7 protein-coding genes are annotated in these 15,918 nt (G+C 70.0%); 1 reads left to right on the top strand and 6 read right to left on the bottom strand.

What is annotated here, in order from left to right:
- The first annotated feature begins 1 nt into the window (after position 1).
- On the top strand, positions 2 to 3,796 hold the full coding sequence (locus ACEVBK_RS09120) for a response regulator (RefSeq protein ID WP_375058285.1): 3,795 nt from the start codon (positions 2 to 4) through the stop codon (positions 3,794 to 3,796).
- Between the two features lie 29 nt (positions 3,797 to 3,825).
- Here ACEVBK_RS09120 and ACEVBK_RS09115 read toward each other — a convergent pair whose 3' ends face one another.
- The 6 genes from ACEVBK_RS09115 to recC all read right to left on the bottom strand — a co-directional run bounded on the left by ACEVBK_RS09115 (position 3,826) and on the right by recC (position 15,738).
- Positions 3,826 to 4,368, bottom strand: coding sequence for a deaminase (locus ACEVBK_RS09115; RefSeq protein ID WP_375058284.1), 543 nt, complete (start codon positions 4,366 to 4,368; stop codon positions 3,826 to 3,828).
- A gap of 50 nt (positions 4,369 to 4,418) precedes the next feature.
- The gene (locus tag ACEVBK_RS09110) at positions 4,419 to 6,083 is read right to left on the bottom strand and encodes a VRR-NUC domain-containing protein (RefSeq protein ID WP_375058283.1); all 1,665 of its coding nucleotides are present in this window, start codon (positions 6,081 to 6,083) and stop codon (positions 4,419 to 4,421) included.
- Positions 6,070 to 6,519 (bottom strand): GNAT family N-acetyltransferase, encoded by a 450-nt coding sequence (locus tag ACEVBK_RS09105; protein ID WP_375058282.1) that lies wholly within the window; start codon positions 6,517 to 6,519, stop codon positions 6,070 to 6,072. The genes ACEVBK_RS09110 and ACEVBK_RS09105 overlap by 14 nt, the downstream gene beginning before the upstream one ends.
- A 143-nt stretch (positions 6,520 to 6,662) precedes the next feature.
- The gene (gene recD / locus ACEVBK_RS09100) at positions 6,663 to 8,693 is read right to left on the bottom strand and encodes an exodeoxyribonuclease V subunit alpha (protein ID WP_375058281.1); all 2,031 of its coding nucleotides are present in this window, start codon (positions 8,691 to 8,693) and stop codon (positions 6,663 to 6,665) included.
- Entirely contained in the window at positions 8,690 to 12,325 is a 3,636-nt protein-coding gene (recB, locus tag ACEVBK_RS09095; RefSeq protein ID WP_375058280.1) for an exodeoxyribonuclease V subunit beta, read from the bottom strand. Before recB ends, recD begins: the two co-directional genes overlap by 4 nt.
- Positions 12,322 to 15,738 (bottom strand): exodeoxyribonuclease V subunit gamma, encoded by a 3,417-nt coding sequence (gene recC, locus ACEVBK_RS09090; RefSeq protein WP_375058279.1) that lies wholly within the window; start codon positions 15,736 to 15,738, stop codon positions 12,322 to 12,324. The genes recB and recC overlap by 4 nt, the downstream gene beginning before the upstream one ends.
- Positions 15,739 to 15,918 lie beyond the last annotated feature (180 nt).

The following is a 15,918-nucleotide window of genomic DNA, read 5'->3' as shown; positions in this document are numbered from 1 at the left end:
CATGGCCCACCGCCGCACCGAAAGCCGCCTGCTGCGCCTCAACCAGTTGATCACCCGGGCCGCCAACGAGGCCCGTAGCGTGGACGAAGCAATGCAGACCGCCCTAGACCTGGTCTGCGCCCATACCGGCTGGCCCCTGGGGCACGCCTGGTACCCGTCCGAGAACGAGGACGGCCTGGTGTCGACCCGGCTCTGGCACCTGGGCGACGGCGAGCGCTTCCGCCTGTTCAAGGAGATTACCGAGGCCAGCCGCTATGGCTCCAGCATGGGCCTGCCGGAGCGGGTGTTGAAACGCGGCGAGCCCGCCTGGATCCCGGACGTGACCCAGGACCCGGGCTTTCAGCGCACCCATCAGAGGCAGGATACCGGGGTTCGCGCCGGCGCCGCCTTCCCGGTGCTGTCCGGCAGCCGGGTGGTGGCGGTGCTGGAATTCTTCTCCGACCGGGTGCAGGAGCCGGATCCACCGCTGCTCGAGCTGATGGCCCAGATCGGCACCCAACTGGGCCGGGTGATGGAACGGGAGCACGCCGCCCGCGAACTGCAGGAAAGCCAGCGCCGGCTGGCTACCCTGATGGCCAACCTGCCCGGTATCGCCTACCGGGGTCTGAATGACCCTCAGTGGACCATGACCTTCCTGAGCCAGGGTTGCCGGGCCCTGACCGGCTATGCGCCGGAAGAGCTCACCGCCGGCCGGCCCTATTATGCCGAACTGGTTCACCCCGACGACCGCGACACCCTGTGGCAACAGGTACAGCAGGCGATAGCGGCGCGTCATCCCTATCAGTTCGAATACCGTATCCACTGCCGCGGCGGCGAGGAAAAGTGGGTGTGGGAGCAGGGCTGCGGGGTGTTCGACGAGGCCGGCCGGCTGCAACTGCTGGAAGGCTTTATCACCGACATCACCGCCCGCCGCCAGGCCGAGCTGGAGCTGGCCCAGCAGTACCAGGAAACCCGCCGGCTACAGACCAGGGCCGAAGCCGCCCACCAGCAACTGACCGAGGCCATCGAGTCCATCTCCGAGGGCTTTACCCTGTACGATGCCGACGATCGCCTGGTGGCCTTCAACTCCCGTTTTCGCGACTACTCCGCCGCGCCCGACATAGTGCAAGAGGGCATGCCCTTCCGGGATCTGATCCAGGCAGTGGTGGACCGGCGCCTGCTCGAGTTCGGCGAGGACAACGGCCAGCAATGGTTCGAATGGCGCCTGGCGCAACGGCGCAATCCGGGACCGCCGTTCAAGCTCAAGCGGACCGACGGCCTGCAACTGCGGGTCAGCGAACGCCGCACCAGGGACGGCGGCGTGGTCGCCATCTACACCGACATCACCGAGCTGGAGGAGCAGCGCGAGGATCTCGAGCGGCAGGTAAGGCTGACCGAGGAAGCCCAGCGCCGGGCCGAGTCGGCCCGGGATCAACTGACCGAGGCCATCGAGTCCATCGCCGAAGGCTTCACCCTGTACGACGCCGACGACCGCCTGGTGCTGTTCAATTCCCGCTTCAAGGAGCACTTCGTCCTGCCCAACGATCTGGTGGCGGTGGGCATGGAATTCGAGGCGCTGCTGCGGGACATGGCCGCCAAGGGCCGCGTCCCGCTGGGCTATGCCTCGGGCGAGCAGTGGATAGCCGAGCGGCTCGAGCGGCACCGGAATCCCAAGGGGCCCTACCTTTTCACCCGCAGCGACGGCCTCGCCATCCAGGTGAGCGAGCACCGCACCGGGGACGGCGGCTATGTGGCGGTGTACACCGATGTCACCGAGCTGGAACACCACCGCCACCACCTGGAGGAACTGGTGGCCGAACGCACCCAGGAGCTGCAGGCCACCACCGAGCAATTGCGCCGCTCCCAGGTGGAGCTGCAGCGGGCGCGGGATCTGGCAGAGCAGGCCAGCCTGGCCAAGAGCGAGTTCCTGGCCAACATGAGCCACGAGATCCGCACCCCCATGAACGGCGTGATCGGCGTGGCCGAACTGCTGGCCCGCACCGAGCTGACCGAGCAGCAGAGCGAATACCTGGTCATCATCGAGAAGTCGGCGGACACCCTGCTTGGCCTTATCAACGACATCCTCGACTTCTCCAAGATAGAGGCGGGCCGGCTGGAGCTCGATGCCCTGCCTTTCCAGCTGCGCGATACCCTGGGCGACACCCTGCAGACCCTGGCCCTGCGCGCCGACGAGAAAGGTCTGGAGCTGGCGGTGCACATTCCCGCCGACATCCCGGATCGGCTGGTGGGCGACCCGGTGCGGCTGCGCCAGGTGGTGGTCAACCTGGTGGGCAACGCCATCAAATTCACCGAAATCGGCGAAATTGTGGTCGATCTTAAGCTTAAAAGTCGCCATCAGGCACGTATTCGCCTGTATTTCGAGGTGCGCGACACCGGCATCGGCATTCCCGAGGATCAGCAGGGGCGCATCTTCGAGGCCTTCGCCCAGGCCGACGGCTCCACCACCCGCCAGAGCGGCGGCACCGGGCTGGGCCTGTCCATCGCCGCCCAGCTGGTGGACATGATGGGTGGCAACATCCGGGTCGACGGCGGCCCCGGTGGCCGGGGCAGCCGTTTCTCCTTCGAGGCCGACTTCGGCCTGGCGACGGAACGCAGCGAGCCCCTCACCGCTCCCCCCGCCTTGCAGGGGCTCAGGGTGCTGGTGGTCGACGACAACCACACCAACCGCATGATCCTCGAGGAAATACTACAGAATTGGGGCATGCGGCCGGTGCTGGCCCACAGCGCCATGCAAGCCCTGGCCCTGCTCGACCAGAGCCAGGATGACCCCTTCCCCCTGGCCCTGCTCGATGTCATGATGCCGGGCATGGACGGCTTCGAGCTGGCCGCCCGGATCCGCGAGCGGCCGGCCCAGGCCGGTCTCTGCATCCTGATGCTGTCCTCGGGGGGCTACTCGGGCGACACCGCCCTGCGCCGCCAGTTGCGCATCTCCCGCCAATTGATGAAACCGGTGAAGCAGTCGGAACTGCTCAACGCCGTGGGCGAGGCCCTCGGCACCGTGCTGGCCGAGGTTCCACCGTCCCCCGAACAGGCGGTAGCCCGGCCGCAGGCGCGGCGGGTGCTGCTGGTGGAAGACGGGCTCACCAACCAGCGGGTCGCCATGGACCTGCTGCGCCAGCGGGGCCACCAGGTGGTACTGGCCCAAAACGGGGAGGAAGCCGTAGTCGCCGTAGCCCAGGCCCCCTTCGACGTGGTGCTGATGGACATTCATATGCCGGTGATGGACGGCCTGGCCGCTACCCGGGCCATCCGTGCCCGGGAGGCAGACGGCGGCGGCCATGTGCCCATCATCGCCATGACCGCCAGCGCCACCAAGGAAGACCGGGAGCGCTGCCTGGCCGCCGGCATGGACGACTACGTCACCAAGCCGTTCCGCGCCGCCGAACTGTACGAGGCGGTAGAGCAGAAGACGGCCATGGTCGCGCAGCGGCACGAGCCGCCCGAAGCAACCGACAGCACCGCCATCCTGGACTGGGACGACGCCCTGGCCCGGCTGGAAGGCAACGCCGCCCTGCTGGCGGAGATGGCAGGGCTCTTCCTGCAGGAGGCGCCCGGCCTGATGCGGGCCATGAGCGAGGCCCTGGCGCGAGGAGACGCCGCCGAGCTGCGCCGGGCGGCCCATACCCTCAAGGGCTCGGCCCTGGTAGTAGGCGGCAGCGCCCTGGCGGAAACCGCCCTGGCGCTGGAAACCCTGGCCCGTAATGGCGAACTGGACGCCGCGTCCCGGACCCTGCCGGCGCTGGAGCAAAAGCTGGCCGAGCTGGAGCCGGCCCTGAAGGCCCGGCAGACCAGCTAGCTCTGCCGAGGCCAGGGAGCAGCTGAGTTTCACTGGGGTCGCGGGCCTGAACCAGCCAGCAGGGCCGCCCTGAGTTCGGCCCGGGATGCCCGGGCCAGTTCCCCGGCGAAACGCGCCACCGCCCAACTGAGCCGGGCCGGGCGACAGCGAACCCGGCGGACCAGCTCAAGCAGGGCCGGTGGCAGCTGGTCACGGCGGTGCACCATGCCGCCGGCCTCGTCCTCCACCAGGTAGACGATCTCACCCACTCCCGCGTACAGAGCCCGGGTCAGGCACATGGGACAAGGCTCCAGGCTCACCCAGAGTCGCAACAAGGGCGGCGGCGGACGATCGGACCGTGCTTCCAGGACATCCAGCGCCTGCATCTCCGCGTGGGCCGCCGAGCAAAAACCGCCGCTGAACACCCGGTTCTGCCCCTTCGCCCAGATCCGGCCCGAGGCGTCCGTCAGCCACGCCGCCACCGGGTAGTCGCCCCGCTCCCCGGCCGTCAGGGCATCGGCCAACAACGCCAGGGCCGGGCCATCGTCTTCCGTTTCGGCGTTGAGCCGTGCCAGTTGTTCCACCCTATTCATGCCGCCTCCTGGTGATAAACTGCTTTCAATATAGGTGAAAGGGGCGCTGGCTAAGGCAACCAGCGCACCTGGCAGACCGAGGCGGCAATGCTCTGCCGGTGGAAAAACGCCAGCCAGCGGCGCTGGTTGTCCTGCAGCCGATCCCCCGGACCCTTGACCTCGACCAGCTCATAATCCCCGTCCGGCAGGAAGCGGATCAGATCCGGCAGGCCGCTGCCGTGGCCGCGCAGATCCGACAGCAGGCGGGTAAAGATGGCGCTGAGATGCGCCGGCGGTATGCAGCCCAGCGCCCGCTCCAGCAGGGGCTCGGACAGCGCCGGCCAGGCCAGCAGCGGGCAGCTGATGCCCTGCTTCTGCCGGTAGCGCGCCAGGATGGCGGTCCGATAGCTGCCGTCCTCCAGCCGGGCCAGGCAGGCGGCGAGCAAATCCTGCCGCCGCTCGGCAAAACCGGGCCGAAACAGATCCGCCGGTCCGGCATGGAAGGGATGGAAGAAGGCCCCGGGCAGGGGCGCGTACAGCGCTTCCCAGCACAGCAGCGCCAGCAGGCCGTTGAACAGGTGGTTTTCCACGTAATACACGGGCGCGTCCGGACCGGCCAGAGCCTTGGCCGCCGCCAGTTCTACTCGCTCCTCCGACGCCGGCAGCGTCAGGGTGCGGGCAAGGGTGGCAGCCTCGGTGACGGGTGCCGGCGCCGGGGCGCCCACCTTTTTGTAAAGCCGGCGGTACAACCGTGCCATGCCCTGCAGCTCGGCCTCGTCCCGGGGCCACGCCAGCCCTGCCTGCGCCAGGGCAAAGGCATCGCCATGGTCGCCCCGGCGTTCGAGCAGCCGGGCCTGGCGCACCCGGGCCTGGTGATCACCGCTGTGGCGATAGGCCCGAAGGGCAGTATCGCCGTCGCCGGCCTTTTCCGCCGCCCGGGCCAGCTGGTACATCAGTTTGGCCCGGCGAGCCGCCAGCCAGTCGTTATCGAGCGGGGCAGGCAAGGTTTCCAGTAAGGTGGCCGGCGCTTCGCCCTCTTCCAGCCGCCGGCGCAGATGGTACAGGGCCAGGTAATGATCCACCTCGGCGCGGTGATGGAAGGCGCGTGACTCGGGCGTGAAGGGCACGGTTTCGTAGCGCTGGTTGCCCAGCTCGGTGAGCACGAATTCGGACCAATCCTGGTGCAGGTTGCCGAAGAACATCAGCCGCAGCCGCTCGAACAGGGGCATGCAGGCGAGGCTCAGCAGGCGGTCGTGGCTGGCGGGCCACCAGTCGGCAAAGGGCCGCGGCGTGGCATACTCGGGCCGGGAGCAGAGCCAGTCCCGCTTCACCCCCTTGGTGGCGCGGGCCAGCCCGGCCCCGGCGAAGGCGCCGGCAAAACAGTGGTTCAGCTCGATCAGGCTGAGCAGCCGGCTCAGTTCCTCCACCGGGATGGCCGCCCCATCGTACACCAGCCCCAGCGACACCAGCTCACCCCCGGCGGGGGCCGGATCTCCTATCTCCCCATAGCGCAGCCGGCTCAGGCGAAAATGCTCGCCCTGGCGCATCACCATGCGCACCAGCAGGGCCCGGGCTTCGCGTCCGGCGCCGAGCCAGGCGGTCAGCTGCGACTTTTCCTCGTCCAGCAGCAGATCGCCGTGGTGGTCCCGCACCCAGTCCACCAGGATGCGGGCATTGGCCAGGTAGTAGAAGGGATCCGCCAGCGCAGCCGGGACCGGCCGTTTAATCGTCGCCATGGCGGCGCACCATCATCAGGCAGTCGGGCACAGCGTCGACGGTACCGGACTCGACGAAGCCCAGCTCCCGGTACAGCCGCAGGGCCCGGAGATTATCCCGATAAACCGCCAGGGAAAAATCCTCCCCCGGGCAACGCTGGAACAGCTCGGCCAGCAGCATCCGGGCCAGGCCCTGCCCCCGGGCCGGGGGCGACACCGCCAGGCGGGCGATATGCCGACGCGACTCGCGCCGGAACAGCTGCACAAAGGCCACCGGCTCCCCCCGTTTTCGCCACAGCAGGTTCTCCGCCTCGGGCCAGTCCATCTCCCGGGCCAGCCGGCCCGGTTCGGGCGGATAGCCAAGCCGGGGGCCGCCCCAGAGGGTGAGCGCGGCGGGGCTGTCGAACCAGCCGCCGATCAGGGCTAGATCGTCCATCGTTGCCGTTTGCAGTTGCATATCACTCTTTCCTTTTCATTCTGGCCAGCTCCCCCGGGGAGGAGGTAGCACCGAGCCGAGCAGGCTCCACGCCCAGCGTGCCCTTAAGACCCCCGCCTGCGCGGGGGTGACAGGGTAAAAAGCATGAGTGGCATCCGGCTCTCTCACGCCTCGCCCTGCAGGCCGGCCAGCAGGCCGCTGCGCCGCTCTACCCGGCGTTTCACCGCCTCGTCGAACACCGAGGGCCGGCTTTCCAGCAGGCTGAACCAGTGGCGGGCCCGGGTGATGCCGGTGTAGAGCAGCTCCTTGGTCAGCACCGGGTTGAGGGTTTCCGGCAGGATCAGGGCGGTGTGGGCGAACTCCGAGCCCTGGGACTTGTGCACCGTCATGGCGAACACCGTCTCCACCGCACCCAGCCGGCTGGGCAGGATGAACTTCAGGCCGCCGGAGCCGTCGTTGCGGGGAAAGGCCACCCGCAGCACCGGGCGGCCGGGCTCGTCGGGCAGGCGCAGGGCGATGCCGATGTCGCCGTTCATCAGCCCCAGGCTGTAGTCGTTGCGGGTCACCAGCACCGGGCGCCCCTCGTACCAACCCTGCTCCCCTTCCAGCAGGCCGCGCCGGTGCAGCAGCGCCGCGATGCGCAGGTTGAGCCCTTCCACCCCCCAGGGCCCCTTGCGCACCGCGCACAGCAGGCGGAACTCGTCGAAGGCGGCGAGCACCGCGGCCGCCCAGCGCTCCCAGGCCGGGTCCTCCGGTGGGCAGTCGGCGGCCGGGCGCGCCGCCGTCATCACCCTCAGGTAATGGCCGTAACCCCGGGCCTGGCCCCGGCCGCGCTGCAGCAGGGTATCCAATCCCGAGTCCTGCTCGCCGCGCAGCCGCCGCAGGTGCAGATCCTCACCGGCCTCGGCCAGTATGGCGCGGGCCGTCGCCGTGTCCTGCTCGTTCACCGCCCGGGCCAGGCGGCCGATGCCGGAGCCCGCGCCGAAGCGGCGGGAATAGCGCAGCATCAGGGTGCGCTGGGCCAGCGGATGCCGCTCCCTGCTGCCCGGCACCAGCGCCGGATCGGTCACGGACTCGCCGCTGACCTGCTCCAGCCAGCCGACCAGCGCCGGATCGTAGCGGCCGCGCTCCGCGTCCCGGCACAGGTCGCCGAGCAGGGCGCCGGCTTCCACCGAGGCAAGCTGATCCTTGTCGCCCAGCAGGATCAGGCGGGCATGGGGCGGCAGCGCCGCCAGCAGGCAGGCCATCATCTCCAGATCGATCATCGAGGCCTCGTCCACCACCAGCACGTCCAGCGGCAGCGGGTTGCCGGCATGGTGACGGAAATGGCGGCTGGCCGGCAGGCTGCCGAGCAGCCGGTGCAGGGTGGTCACCTCGCTCGGGATCTGGGCGCGCACCACCTCGCTTACCGGCAGCGACGCCACCTGGCCGCCGATGGACTCGGTCAGCCGGGCCGCCGCCTTGCCGGTGGGGGCCGCCAGCCGGATGCGCAGCGGCCGCTCACCGGCCGACTCCTGCAACAAGGCCAGCAGCCGCACCACTGTGGTGGTCTTGCCGGTGCCGGGGCCGCCGGTGATCAGCGCGAAATTGCCCCTCACCGCCAGGGCGCAGGCCAGCTTCTGCCAGTCGGTCAGCCGTTCCCCCGCCACCACCAGCGGCTCGGGAAAGAGCCGGTCCAGCCGCGCCGCCAGCGCGTCCGGCAAAGGCGGCTCCCGGCGCAACCGCGCCGCCAGGGCCGATGCCACCGACTGTTCGTAACGCCAGTAGCGGCGCAGGTAGAGCCGCTCGCCATCGAGCACCAGCGGCGTCGCTGCATCGCCCCCGGCGCCGGCCACCAGGGGACTGGGGGTCAGTGCCGCCAGCCAGACGGCCAGGCTCACCCCGGCCAGCAGTTGGGAAGGCAGCCGGCCGGCGTCCGCCGCTTCCCCTTCCGGCGGCAGCGACAGGGCGAAGTCGGGATTGTCGAGGGTGGCGGCCAGATCCAGGCAAACGTGACCCTGGCCGAGCTGGTGGCTGGCCAGGGCCGCCGCCAGCAGCAGCAGGGGCGAGGCGTCCGGATCCAGTTCGAGAAAAAAGCCGGCCAGGGCCCGGTCCAGGGCCCGCAGCCAGCCGCGCGCCACCCAGGCATCGAGCAGGGCCAGCATCTCCTCCCGCCGCAGCAGGGCCGGCTCGGTGATCATCTCGGTCGAGGTCATGCGGCGGTCTCCTGCGGCTCTTCGCCCCGGAACAGGGCGTCGAGGGATTCGATCAGTTCGCGCGGCGGCTTGTGGCGGTAAACGGCGCCGGGACTGCGCACGAACAGGTAGAGGGCGCCACCCAGGTGGCGGTCGTAGTCATAGTCGGGCAGGCGCAGCCGGAGCTGGCGGTGCAACGCCAGCAGGTAGAGCAGGTACTGCAGATCGTAGCGGTGTTTCAGCACCTGGGCCTGCATCGCCTCCTGGGTATAGGCCCCCTCCCCGGCGCCCAGCCAGTTGGACTTGTAGTCCACCACGAAATAGCGGCCATCGTGCTCGAACACCAGGTCGATAAAGCCTTTGAGCATGCCGTTGAGCCGGTCCGGCAACAGCGCCGGCCGGGGCTGGCCGGGCAGCACCGCCGCCTGCGCCAGCTCGTCGATGCGGCGCACTTCTACCCGGCTGACCTCCAGCCAGAACTCCAGCTCCGGCTGCCAGGCCGACAGCCCGGCCAGGGTGGCGCCGTCCTCGGTCAGGGGCGCCTGCAGCAGGCGCTGCAGCCAGTCGCCGAGGGGGGTTATCCACTCGGTGAGGCCGCGCAGCTGGCAGCGGCGGGCAAGCTGCTCGCGCAGCCCGGCCGGATCGCCGGCAAAGCCCTCGCGCCCGGCCAGCTCCAGCAGGCCGTGCAGGAAGGTGCCCGGGTTGGGCCCGCGCGGAAAGCGGTGCAGGGTCGGTGTTTCACCCGGGCGCAGCGGCACGAACACCGCCTCCCGCTCGTCGTCCGCCACCTTGGCCGCCGCCGGGTTTTCCGGCGCCGCGTCCTCGAAGCGCCGGGCCGGTACCGCTCCGCCCTGTTCGCCGGTGCGCAGGGCACTGTAGGAGGCAATCCACCAGTGCTCGGCGGCGGCGCGCCCGGGTGTGCGCCAGCGCAGTTCCTGTGCCGCCCCGGTCGCGGCCGGCAGGATCTGCCCGCTGCTCGCCGGGGCCGGCACCACCACCGTATCGTTTGCCGTCGCCAGCGGGCGCAGCCAGTCGCCCAGGGCGGCGCTGGCGGGCAGCTCAACACCGCCCCCGAGCAGATAGCCGAGCGCCGACCGGTGCAGGCGCGAGGCCCTGGCGTTGCCGACCTTGAGATCGGCCAGCCCCAGCCAGCAGGCGTGGCGGGCACGGGTCAGCGCCACGTACAGCAGCCGCAGATCCTCCCCCAGCCGCTCGCGGTCGGCCAGGGCCAGCTCGTCCTCGTCCGGGGTCAGCACCAGTCGACGGCGGGCGCCGTCGTGCAACTGCACCGGCCGCCCCTTGCCGGCCTCGCGGAAAGAGCAGATAAAGGGCAGGAACACCAGCGGGTATTCCAGCCCCTTGGACTTGTGGATGGTCACCACCCGCACCAGGGCGGCGTCGCTTTCCAGCCGCAGCACCTGCTCATCCGCCGCCTGGCCCTGGCCGCCGACCAGCTCCGCCAGGTGACGGATCAGCGCCTGCTCGCCGTCCAGGCCGGCGGCGGCCTGCTGCATCAGCTCGGCCAGGTGCAGCAGGTTGGTCAGGGCCCGCTCGCCGTCGGCCCGGAGCATCAGCCGCCCCGGCAGGGCGAAGTCGTGCAGCAGCTGATGCACCATGGGCAGCACGCCCTGACGCTGCCAGCGCTGCCGGTAGCCGCGAAACTGCATCACCCGCCGCTCCCAGCTGCGCTCGTCCTGGTTGAGCTGCTCCAGCTCGTGCAACGCCAGCCCCAGGCTGCGGCTGGCCAGGGCCGCCCGCAACCGGCGATCCTGCTCCGGCTCGGCGCAGGCGCGCAGCCACAGCAGCAGATCCCGCGCCTCACGGCTGTCGAAAATGGAATCCTTGTCGGACAGATAGACGCTGCGCACGCCCCGGGCGGCCAGCTCGCCGCGAATGGCTTCGGCTTCCTTGAAATCCCGCACCAGCACGGCGATATCGCTCGGCCGCAGCGGGGTGAAGGCCGGGTCGCCGGCAAAACCGGCGCGTCCCTCCCGGCCCAGGCTCAGCAGGCGGGTGATCTCGCTCGCCGCCCGGGCCGCCATCTCGGCGCGGTAGGCGCCGCCCGACAGCGGCTCGTCCTGCTCCAGTTGCCAGCAGGTCAGCGCCGGCCCGGGCTCGCCGTCGAGCTGCCAGCGCTCCTGGCGGCCATGGGCCCGCACCGGCAGGAAGGGCAGCGGGTTGTCGCCGGCGGTGCGGAACAGGAAGGCGCCCTGCCCCGGCTCGCGCCGCTCCGCCAGCTCGAACACCCGGTTGACCGCGTCGACCATGGCGGCGGCGGAGCGGAAGTTGGTGTCCAGGCTGTCGTGGCGGCCGTCGGTGGCCCGGCGCGCCGCCAGATAGGTGTGGATATCGGCGCCGCGAAAGGCGTAGATCGCCTGCTTGGGATCGCCGATCAGGAAGAGGCCGCACGCGGGGTCGTTTTCCGCCAGCCGGTAGATGCGGTCGAAAATGCGGTACTGCAGCGGATCCGTGTCCTGGAATTCGTCGATCAAGGCCACCGGAAACTGGCGGCGGATCACCTCGGCCAGGCGATCGCCGTTCTCCCCCTGTAACGCCTCGTCCAGCCGGGACAGCATGTCGTCGAAGCCCATTTCGGCCCGGCGGCGCTTTTCCTCGTCGAAGCGGCGGCGGATCCAGGCGGCGGCGTGGCGGCGGGGTGCCTCGAGCGGAGCGGCAAGGGCAGAAAGCTGTCCGGGCAACGTCTGCATAGCCGTAAAAGCGGGGTGTGACGGTGCGCTCCCGACTTTCCAGGCTTCCGCTATTCCCTCAGGCGTCAGACGATAAATAGCCGCCTCGCTGAGCGAAAGTTCAACCTCATCACTATTGAGCCAATCGCGTATGGCAGCCAGCCAACCGCCGGTTCGCTTGGCTTGTAACCATTTGCCGTGCACCTGTTTTGCCGCTATCGCCGATTGCAATATGCCATCAATTTCTTCCAGCCAGACGCTCCAGGGCGCCTTGAGCGCCGCCAGCGCCTCGGCCTGCTCCCCAAGGGAGCGCGCCAGCAGTTCGCCCAGCTCGCCGCCGGCCTCATCCTGCTCGCCCAGCAGCGGACGGACCTCGCCCAGCAGCACATCCGGCGCCTGCCAGTGCGCCATCACCCAGTCGAGCGCCTCGCCCGCCAGCGGGTAGCACTGGCGCCGCCAGTAGTCGCGCGCCACCTCGGCCAGCAGTTCGCCGTGATCGGTTTCCAGGGTCTGGGTAAAGAGGCTGCCGCTGTCGAAGGCGTGCTCGCGCAGCATGCGCTGGCACCAGCCGTGGATGGTGGACACCGCCGCCTCGTCCATCCACTGGGCGGCGATGTCGAGCCGACGGGCGCAGGCCGGCCAGCGTTCGGGGGCGAAATCGTCGCGCAGCGCCTGCAGCAACGGATCGCCGGCCTGCTCCGCGCGGAACACCGCCGCCGCCTCCACCAGCCGGGCGCGAATGCGATCGCGCAGCTCGCGGGTGGCGGCGTCGGTAAAGGTCACCACCAGGATCTCCGGTGGCAGCAGCTCGCGGGCGAAGCCGGCGTCGCCGCCGTGGCCCAGCACCAGCCGCAGGTAGAGGGCGGAAATGGTAAAGGTCTTGCCGGTGCCGGCGCTGGCCTCGATCAGGCGGCTGCCGTGCAGCACGAAGCGCAGCGCCAGCGGGCGGGTTGGTAAGGGGCTCATGCGTCGGCCTCCAGCGGCTCGGGTTGATGGTCCAGCAAGGGTTGGTACAGCATCCGGCTCCAGGCGGCAAAGCCGCCGTCGGCGCCAAGCGCGGCAAAGTCGGGAAACTGCCGCGCCAGGGCGGCATGCTGGCCGCACTCGCCCGGGCTGTTGTAGCCGTCGCCCTCATAGGCCAGGCGGGCGGCGGCCTCGGCCTTGGCCTCGTCCTGCTGGCCCAGCCAGGCCATGGCGGTGTTGAGCGCCACCGGCAGCGGCGCCGCCTGCCCGGCGCGCCAGGCCTCCAGCCAGTCCCGCATGATGGCCTCGGCCTCGTCCCGCGCCAGGGGGGGGAAATGCAGGGTTTCGTCCTCCCCCACCAGCAAGGTGGTCAACTCGATGCCGGCGGCGGCCGCCGCCACCTGGGCCACGAAGGGCCGCAATACTCGGTGCCACTTGGGCCCGGTTTTGCGCAGCAGGGTGCCGGGTTGCAGCTCGATGCGCGCCAGCCGCCCGCCGGCCCGGTACAGGCCGCCGAGCCAGCCTTGCAGCTCGATCCCGGCGTGGGCCAGTTGCACCGGCAGCGGCGAGTCCAGCCGCTCTGGCCAGTACCGGCACAGATCCTGGAACCGCTGCAACTGTTCGGGCAGGGGTGCGAGCAGCTGCTGGCACAGGCGCTCACCGAAGCCCGCCAGGGGCAGTACACCGTTGCCCTGCAGCCGGCGGGCGGCCTGCGCCAGGGCCGGCAAGGGCGCCTCCGCCGCCAGGCTGGCCTGCTCCAGCAGTTGCTGTTTCAGCTGGTACTGCTGCAGGCCGTCCAGCCGGAACGGCTCTTCATCCAGCTGGGGCTGGGCTTCCTCGTCCAGGTACACCTTGAGCCGCTGGGTGAAAAAATGGCCCACCGGATCGCGCAGGAAGTGCTGCAACCGCTCCAGGGGCTGGGCCTCCTCGATCACCGGGGGTGGCAGGGCCTGGGCCTCGCCCGGAACCCGGGGCCGGTGCAACTCGGCCCATTCCCGGGCATAGCTGAACAGGGGGCCGGCGCCGAAATAGTCCCGGCTGAACGGCTGCAGCGGATGCTCGGTGGTCAGCGCCGCCAGCAGGGGGCGGCCGTCGGCCATGGACCAGCCGTTGGCCAGATGATCGCGCAGCTGGCCCACCAGCACCGAAGCCGGCCGCTCGCTGTTATCACGGATACTGCGCCCCACCCAACTGATGTAGAGCTGCTTGCGGGCGGCCAGCAGCGCCTCCAGCAGCAGGTAGCGGTCGTCCTCCCGCCGGGAGCGATCGCCGGGGCGGTAGTCCCCGGCCATCAGATCGAAGTCGAGCGGGGTCTGGCTGCGCGGGTAGTCGCCGTCGTTCATGCCAAGCAGGCACACCATGCGAAAGGGAATGGCGCGCATCGGCATCAGGGTACAGAAGTTGACCGCCCCGGCCAGGAAGCGCTGGCTGAGCCGGCCCTGATCCAGGGCGCCCAGCCAGGCCTCACGCACCACGTTGAGCGGCAGCGGCTCGGTCAGCGCCACTCCGGCGCACAGCTCCTGCCACTGCTCCAGCGCCTCGGTCAGCCCCGCCAGCAATGCCTGATCCCGCTCCTGGCGGGGCAGGAAGAAATCACTCAGCAGGCCATGCAGCACCGCGCCCCAGTCGGCGGCCGGCAGCGGCCGCGCCAGTTGCCCGTGCAGCCGATCCAGGGCATCCAGCAGCCGTACCAGGGGGCCAATCAGCGCCGCGTCCAGGCCGCCGATTTCGTCATAGGGCTCGATGCCCTGGCAGGCCTCCCCCGCCCCCACCGCGTAGCCGAGCAGCATGCGGCGCAGGCCGAAGCGCCAGGTGTTCTGCTCCAGCTCCGCGGGCAGGCCCAGCTCGGCCCGGCGGCGGGCGTCCAGCCCCCAACGGATGCCCGCGCCCTCGATCCAGCGGTGCAGGGTGGGCAGATCCTGCTCCTCGATGCCGAACAGATCGCGCAGGGCCGGCACATCCAGCAGATCCAGCACCTCGCTCACCGTGAGCCGGTTTTCCGGCAGCCGCAGCAGGTGTTCGAGGGCGATCAGCAGCGGCTCGGTGCCGCGGCTGCCCTGATCCGCCAGGGTAAAGGGAATGTAGCGGGGATCGTCGCGGCCGTACTGGCCGAACACCGCCTCGATATGGGGCGCGTAGGCGTTGACGTCCGGCACCATCACGATGATTTCCCGGGGCTTGAGGCTGTCGTCGGCGGAAAAATGCGCCAGCAGCTGATCGTGCAGTATCTCCACTTCACGCTGGGCGCTGTGGGCCAGATGGAAGCGGATGGAGGCGGCCTCCCCGGTCAGCGGCGGCCACTGGCCGCGGGTTTCCGCCAGCGGGCGCAGGTTGAGGATGTCGTCCTGCAGCTGGCCGAGCAGGTGGTGGGTCTGCCCCTCGCCGAACAGATCGATACGGCTGCCGATGGCGTCGAAACGGGCCCGGTAGTGGTCGGGATCGTCGTAGCTGTCGAGCAGGTTGATATAGTCCCGCCCTTGCTTGCCCCAGGCCGCCAGCAGCGGGTGGGCGTGCTGGTGCAGATCGTCGTCGCTCAGCAATAGGGGTTGGCCCGGCTTGCGCCGGTGGCGGCGATACTGGTGCCGGAGCAGGTCCTGATCCGGCACTATGTCGCCCCAGTGGTGCTGGCAGGGGTTGTGCACGCACAGCAGCACCTGGCTGAACCGCGCCAGGGCCGCCAGGGCCTCCAGGGTCTGGGCCGGCAGCGAGGAGATACCGAACACGATCACCCGCCGCGGCAGCCCGGCGGGGGCCTGTGCCCGTTCGCGCAGCTCGGCTACGAAGCGCGGATGCACCCCGGCCCGGCTGCCGGCCAGTTCATCCCGGCCCACGTCGGCCAGCAGGGCACGCCACAGGGCCGGCTGCCAGCGCACGGCCTCGTCCAGGGGCACGGCGCCCTGGCGCATATTGATGATTTCATCCCGCCCCTCGGCCCAGGCGGCCAGCCAGTCGGCCCGGTACACCTGATACTGGTCGAACAGATCCGCCAGCCGCTCGGCCAGCTGGTAGCGCTTGCGCGCGTCCGCGTCGTCCCGCAGGAAGCGGTGCAGCGGGGCGAACACCGGGTCCGCCAGCAGATCGGGCAGCAGCCGCATCAACCGCCAGGTGAGCGGTGCCTTGTCGAGCGGCGACTGCAGCGGAATGCTGTGGCTGCCGAGTACGGCGCGGTAGGTCTGCCACAAAAAGCGCGCCGGCAGCTCCACCTGCACCGCCGCGGCGATACCGCCGCTGCGGTGCTCGGCCAGGGCCAGCTTGAGCCACTGGGCGATGCCGTTGCTCTGCACCAGTATCACCTCGTTCTCGAGCGGGGCCAGCGGATAGCGCCGCATCCAGGCCACCGCCAGCTCGCGCAATGCCTCCAGGTGGTTGCCGTGCACCACCATCAGCCCCGGCCTCAAGCCCTCGTCATGCTGCATCTGGATTCCTTATACCGTTCCGTCCGGGGCCCATGATAGCGCCAACAGGCGGCCGGAGCAGCCCGAACGGCAAACGGAAAAAAGCGGGAGACAAGGCCGGGATGGTAGCAAGGCCGGGCACAACGGGAAAGGGCGGCCTCTCGTAGGGTCACCCCGCGAAGGCGGGGGCCATGGCAGAAC

It is taken from the genome of Zobellella sp. DQSA1, from assembly GCF_041950555.1.
GTDB lineage: Bacteria > Pseudomonadota > Gammaproteobacteria > Enterobacterales > Aeromonadaceae > Oceanimonas.
Note: the sequence above shows the minus strand (reverse complement) of the source record. Positions and strands in the feature narration are given on the sequence as shown.

What these genes read in the sequence shown, in the direction of transcription:
- ACEVBK_RS09115 (WP_375058284.1), bottom strand. Translation starts at nt 4,368, where the DNA reads ATGAATAGGGTGGAACAACTGGCACGGCTCAACGCCGAAACGGAAGAC.
- ACEVBK_RS09110 (WP_375058283.1), bottom strand. Translation starts at nt 6,083, where the DNA reads ATGGCGACGATTAAACGGCCGGTCCCGGCTGCGCTGGCGGATCCCTTC.
- recB (WP_375058280.1), bottom strand. Translation starts at nt 12,325, where the DNA reads ATGAGCCCCTTACCAACCCGCCCGCTGGCGCTGCGCTTCGTGCTGCAC.
- ACEVBK_RS09120 (WP_375058285.1), top strand. Translation starts at nt 2, where the DNA reads ATGGCCCACCGCCGCACCGAAAGCCGCCTGCTGCGCCTCAACCAGTTG.
- recD (WP_375058281.1), bottom strand. Translation starts at nt 8,693, where the DNA reads ATGACCTCGACCGAGATGATCACCGAGCCGGCCCTGCTGCGGCGGGAG.
- ACEVBK_RS09105 (WP_375058282.1), bottom strand. Translation starts at nt 6,519, where the DNA reads ATGCAACTGCAAACGGCAACGATGGACGATCTAGCCCTGATCGGCGGC.
- recC (WP_375058279.1), bottom strand. Translation starts at nt 15,738, where the DNA reads ATGCAGCATGACGAGGGCTTGAGGCCGGGGCTGATGGTGGTGCACGGC.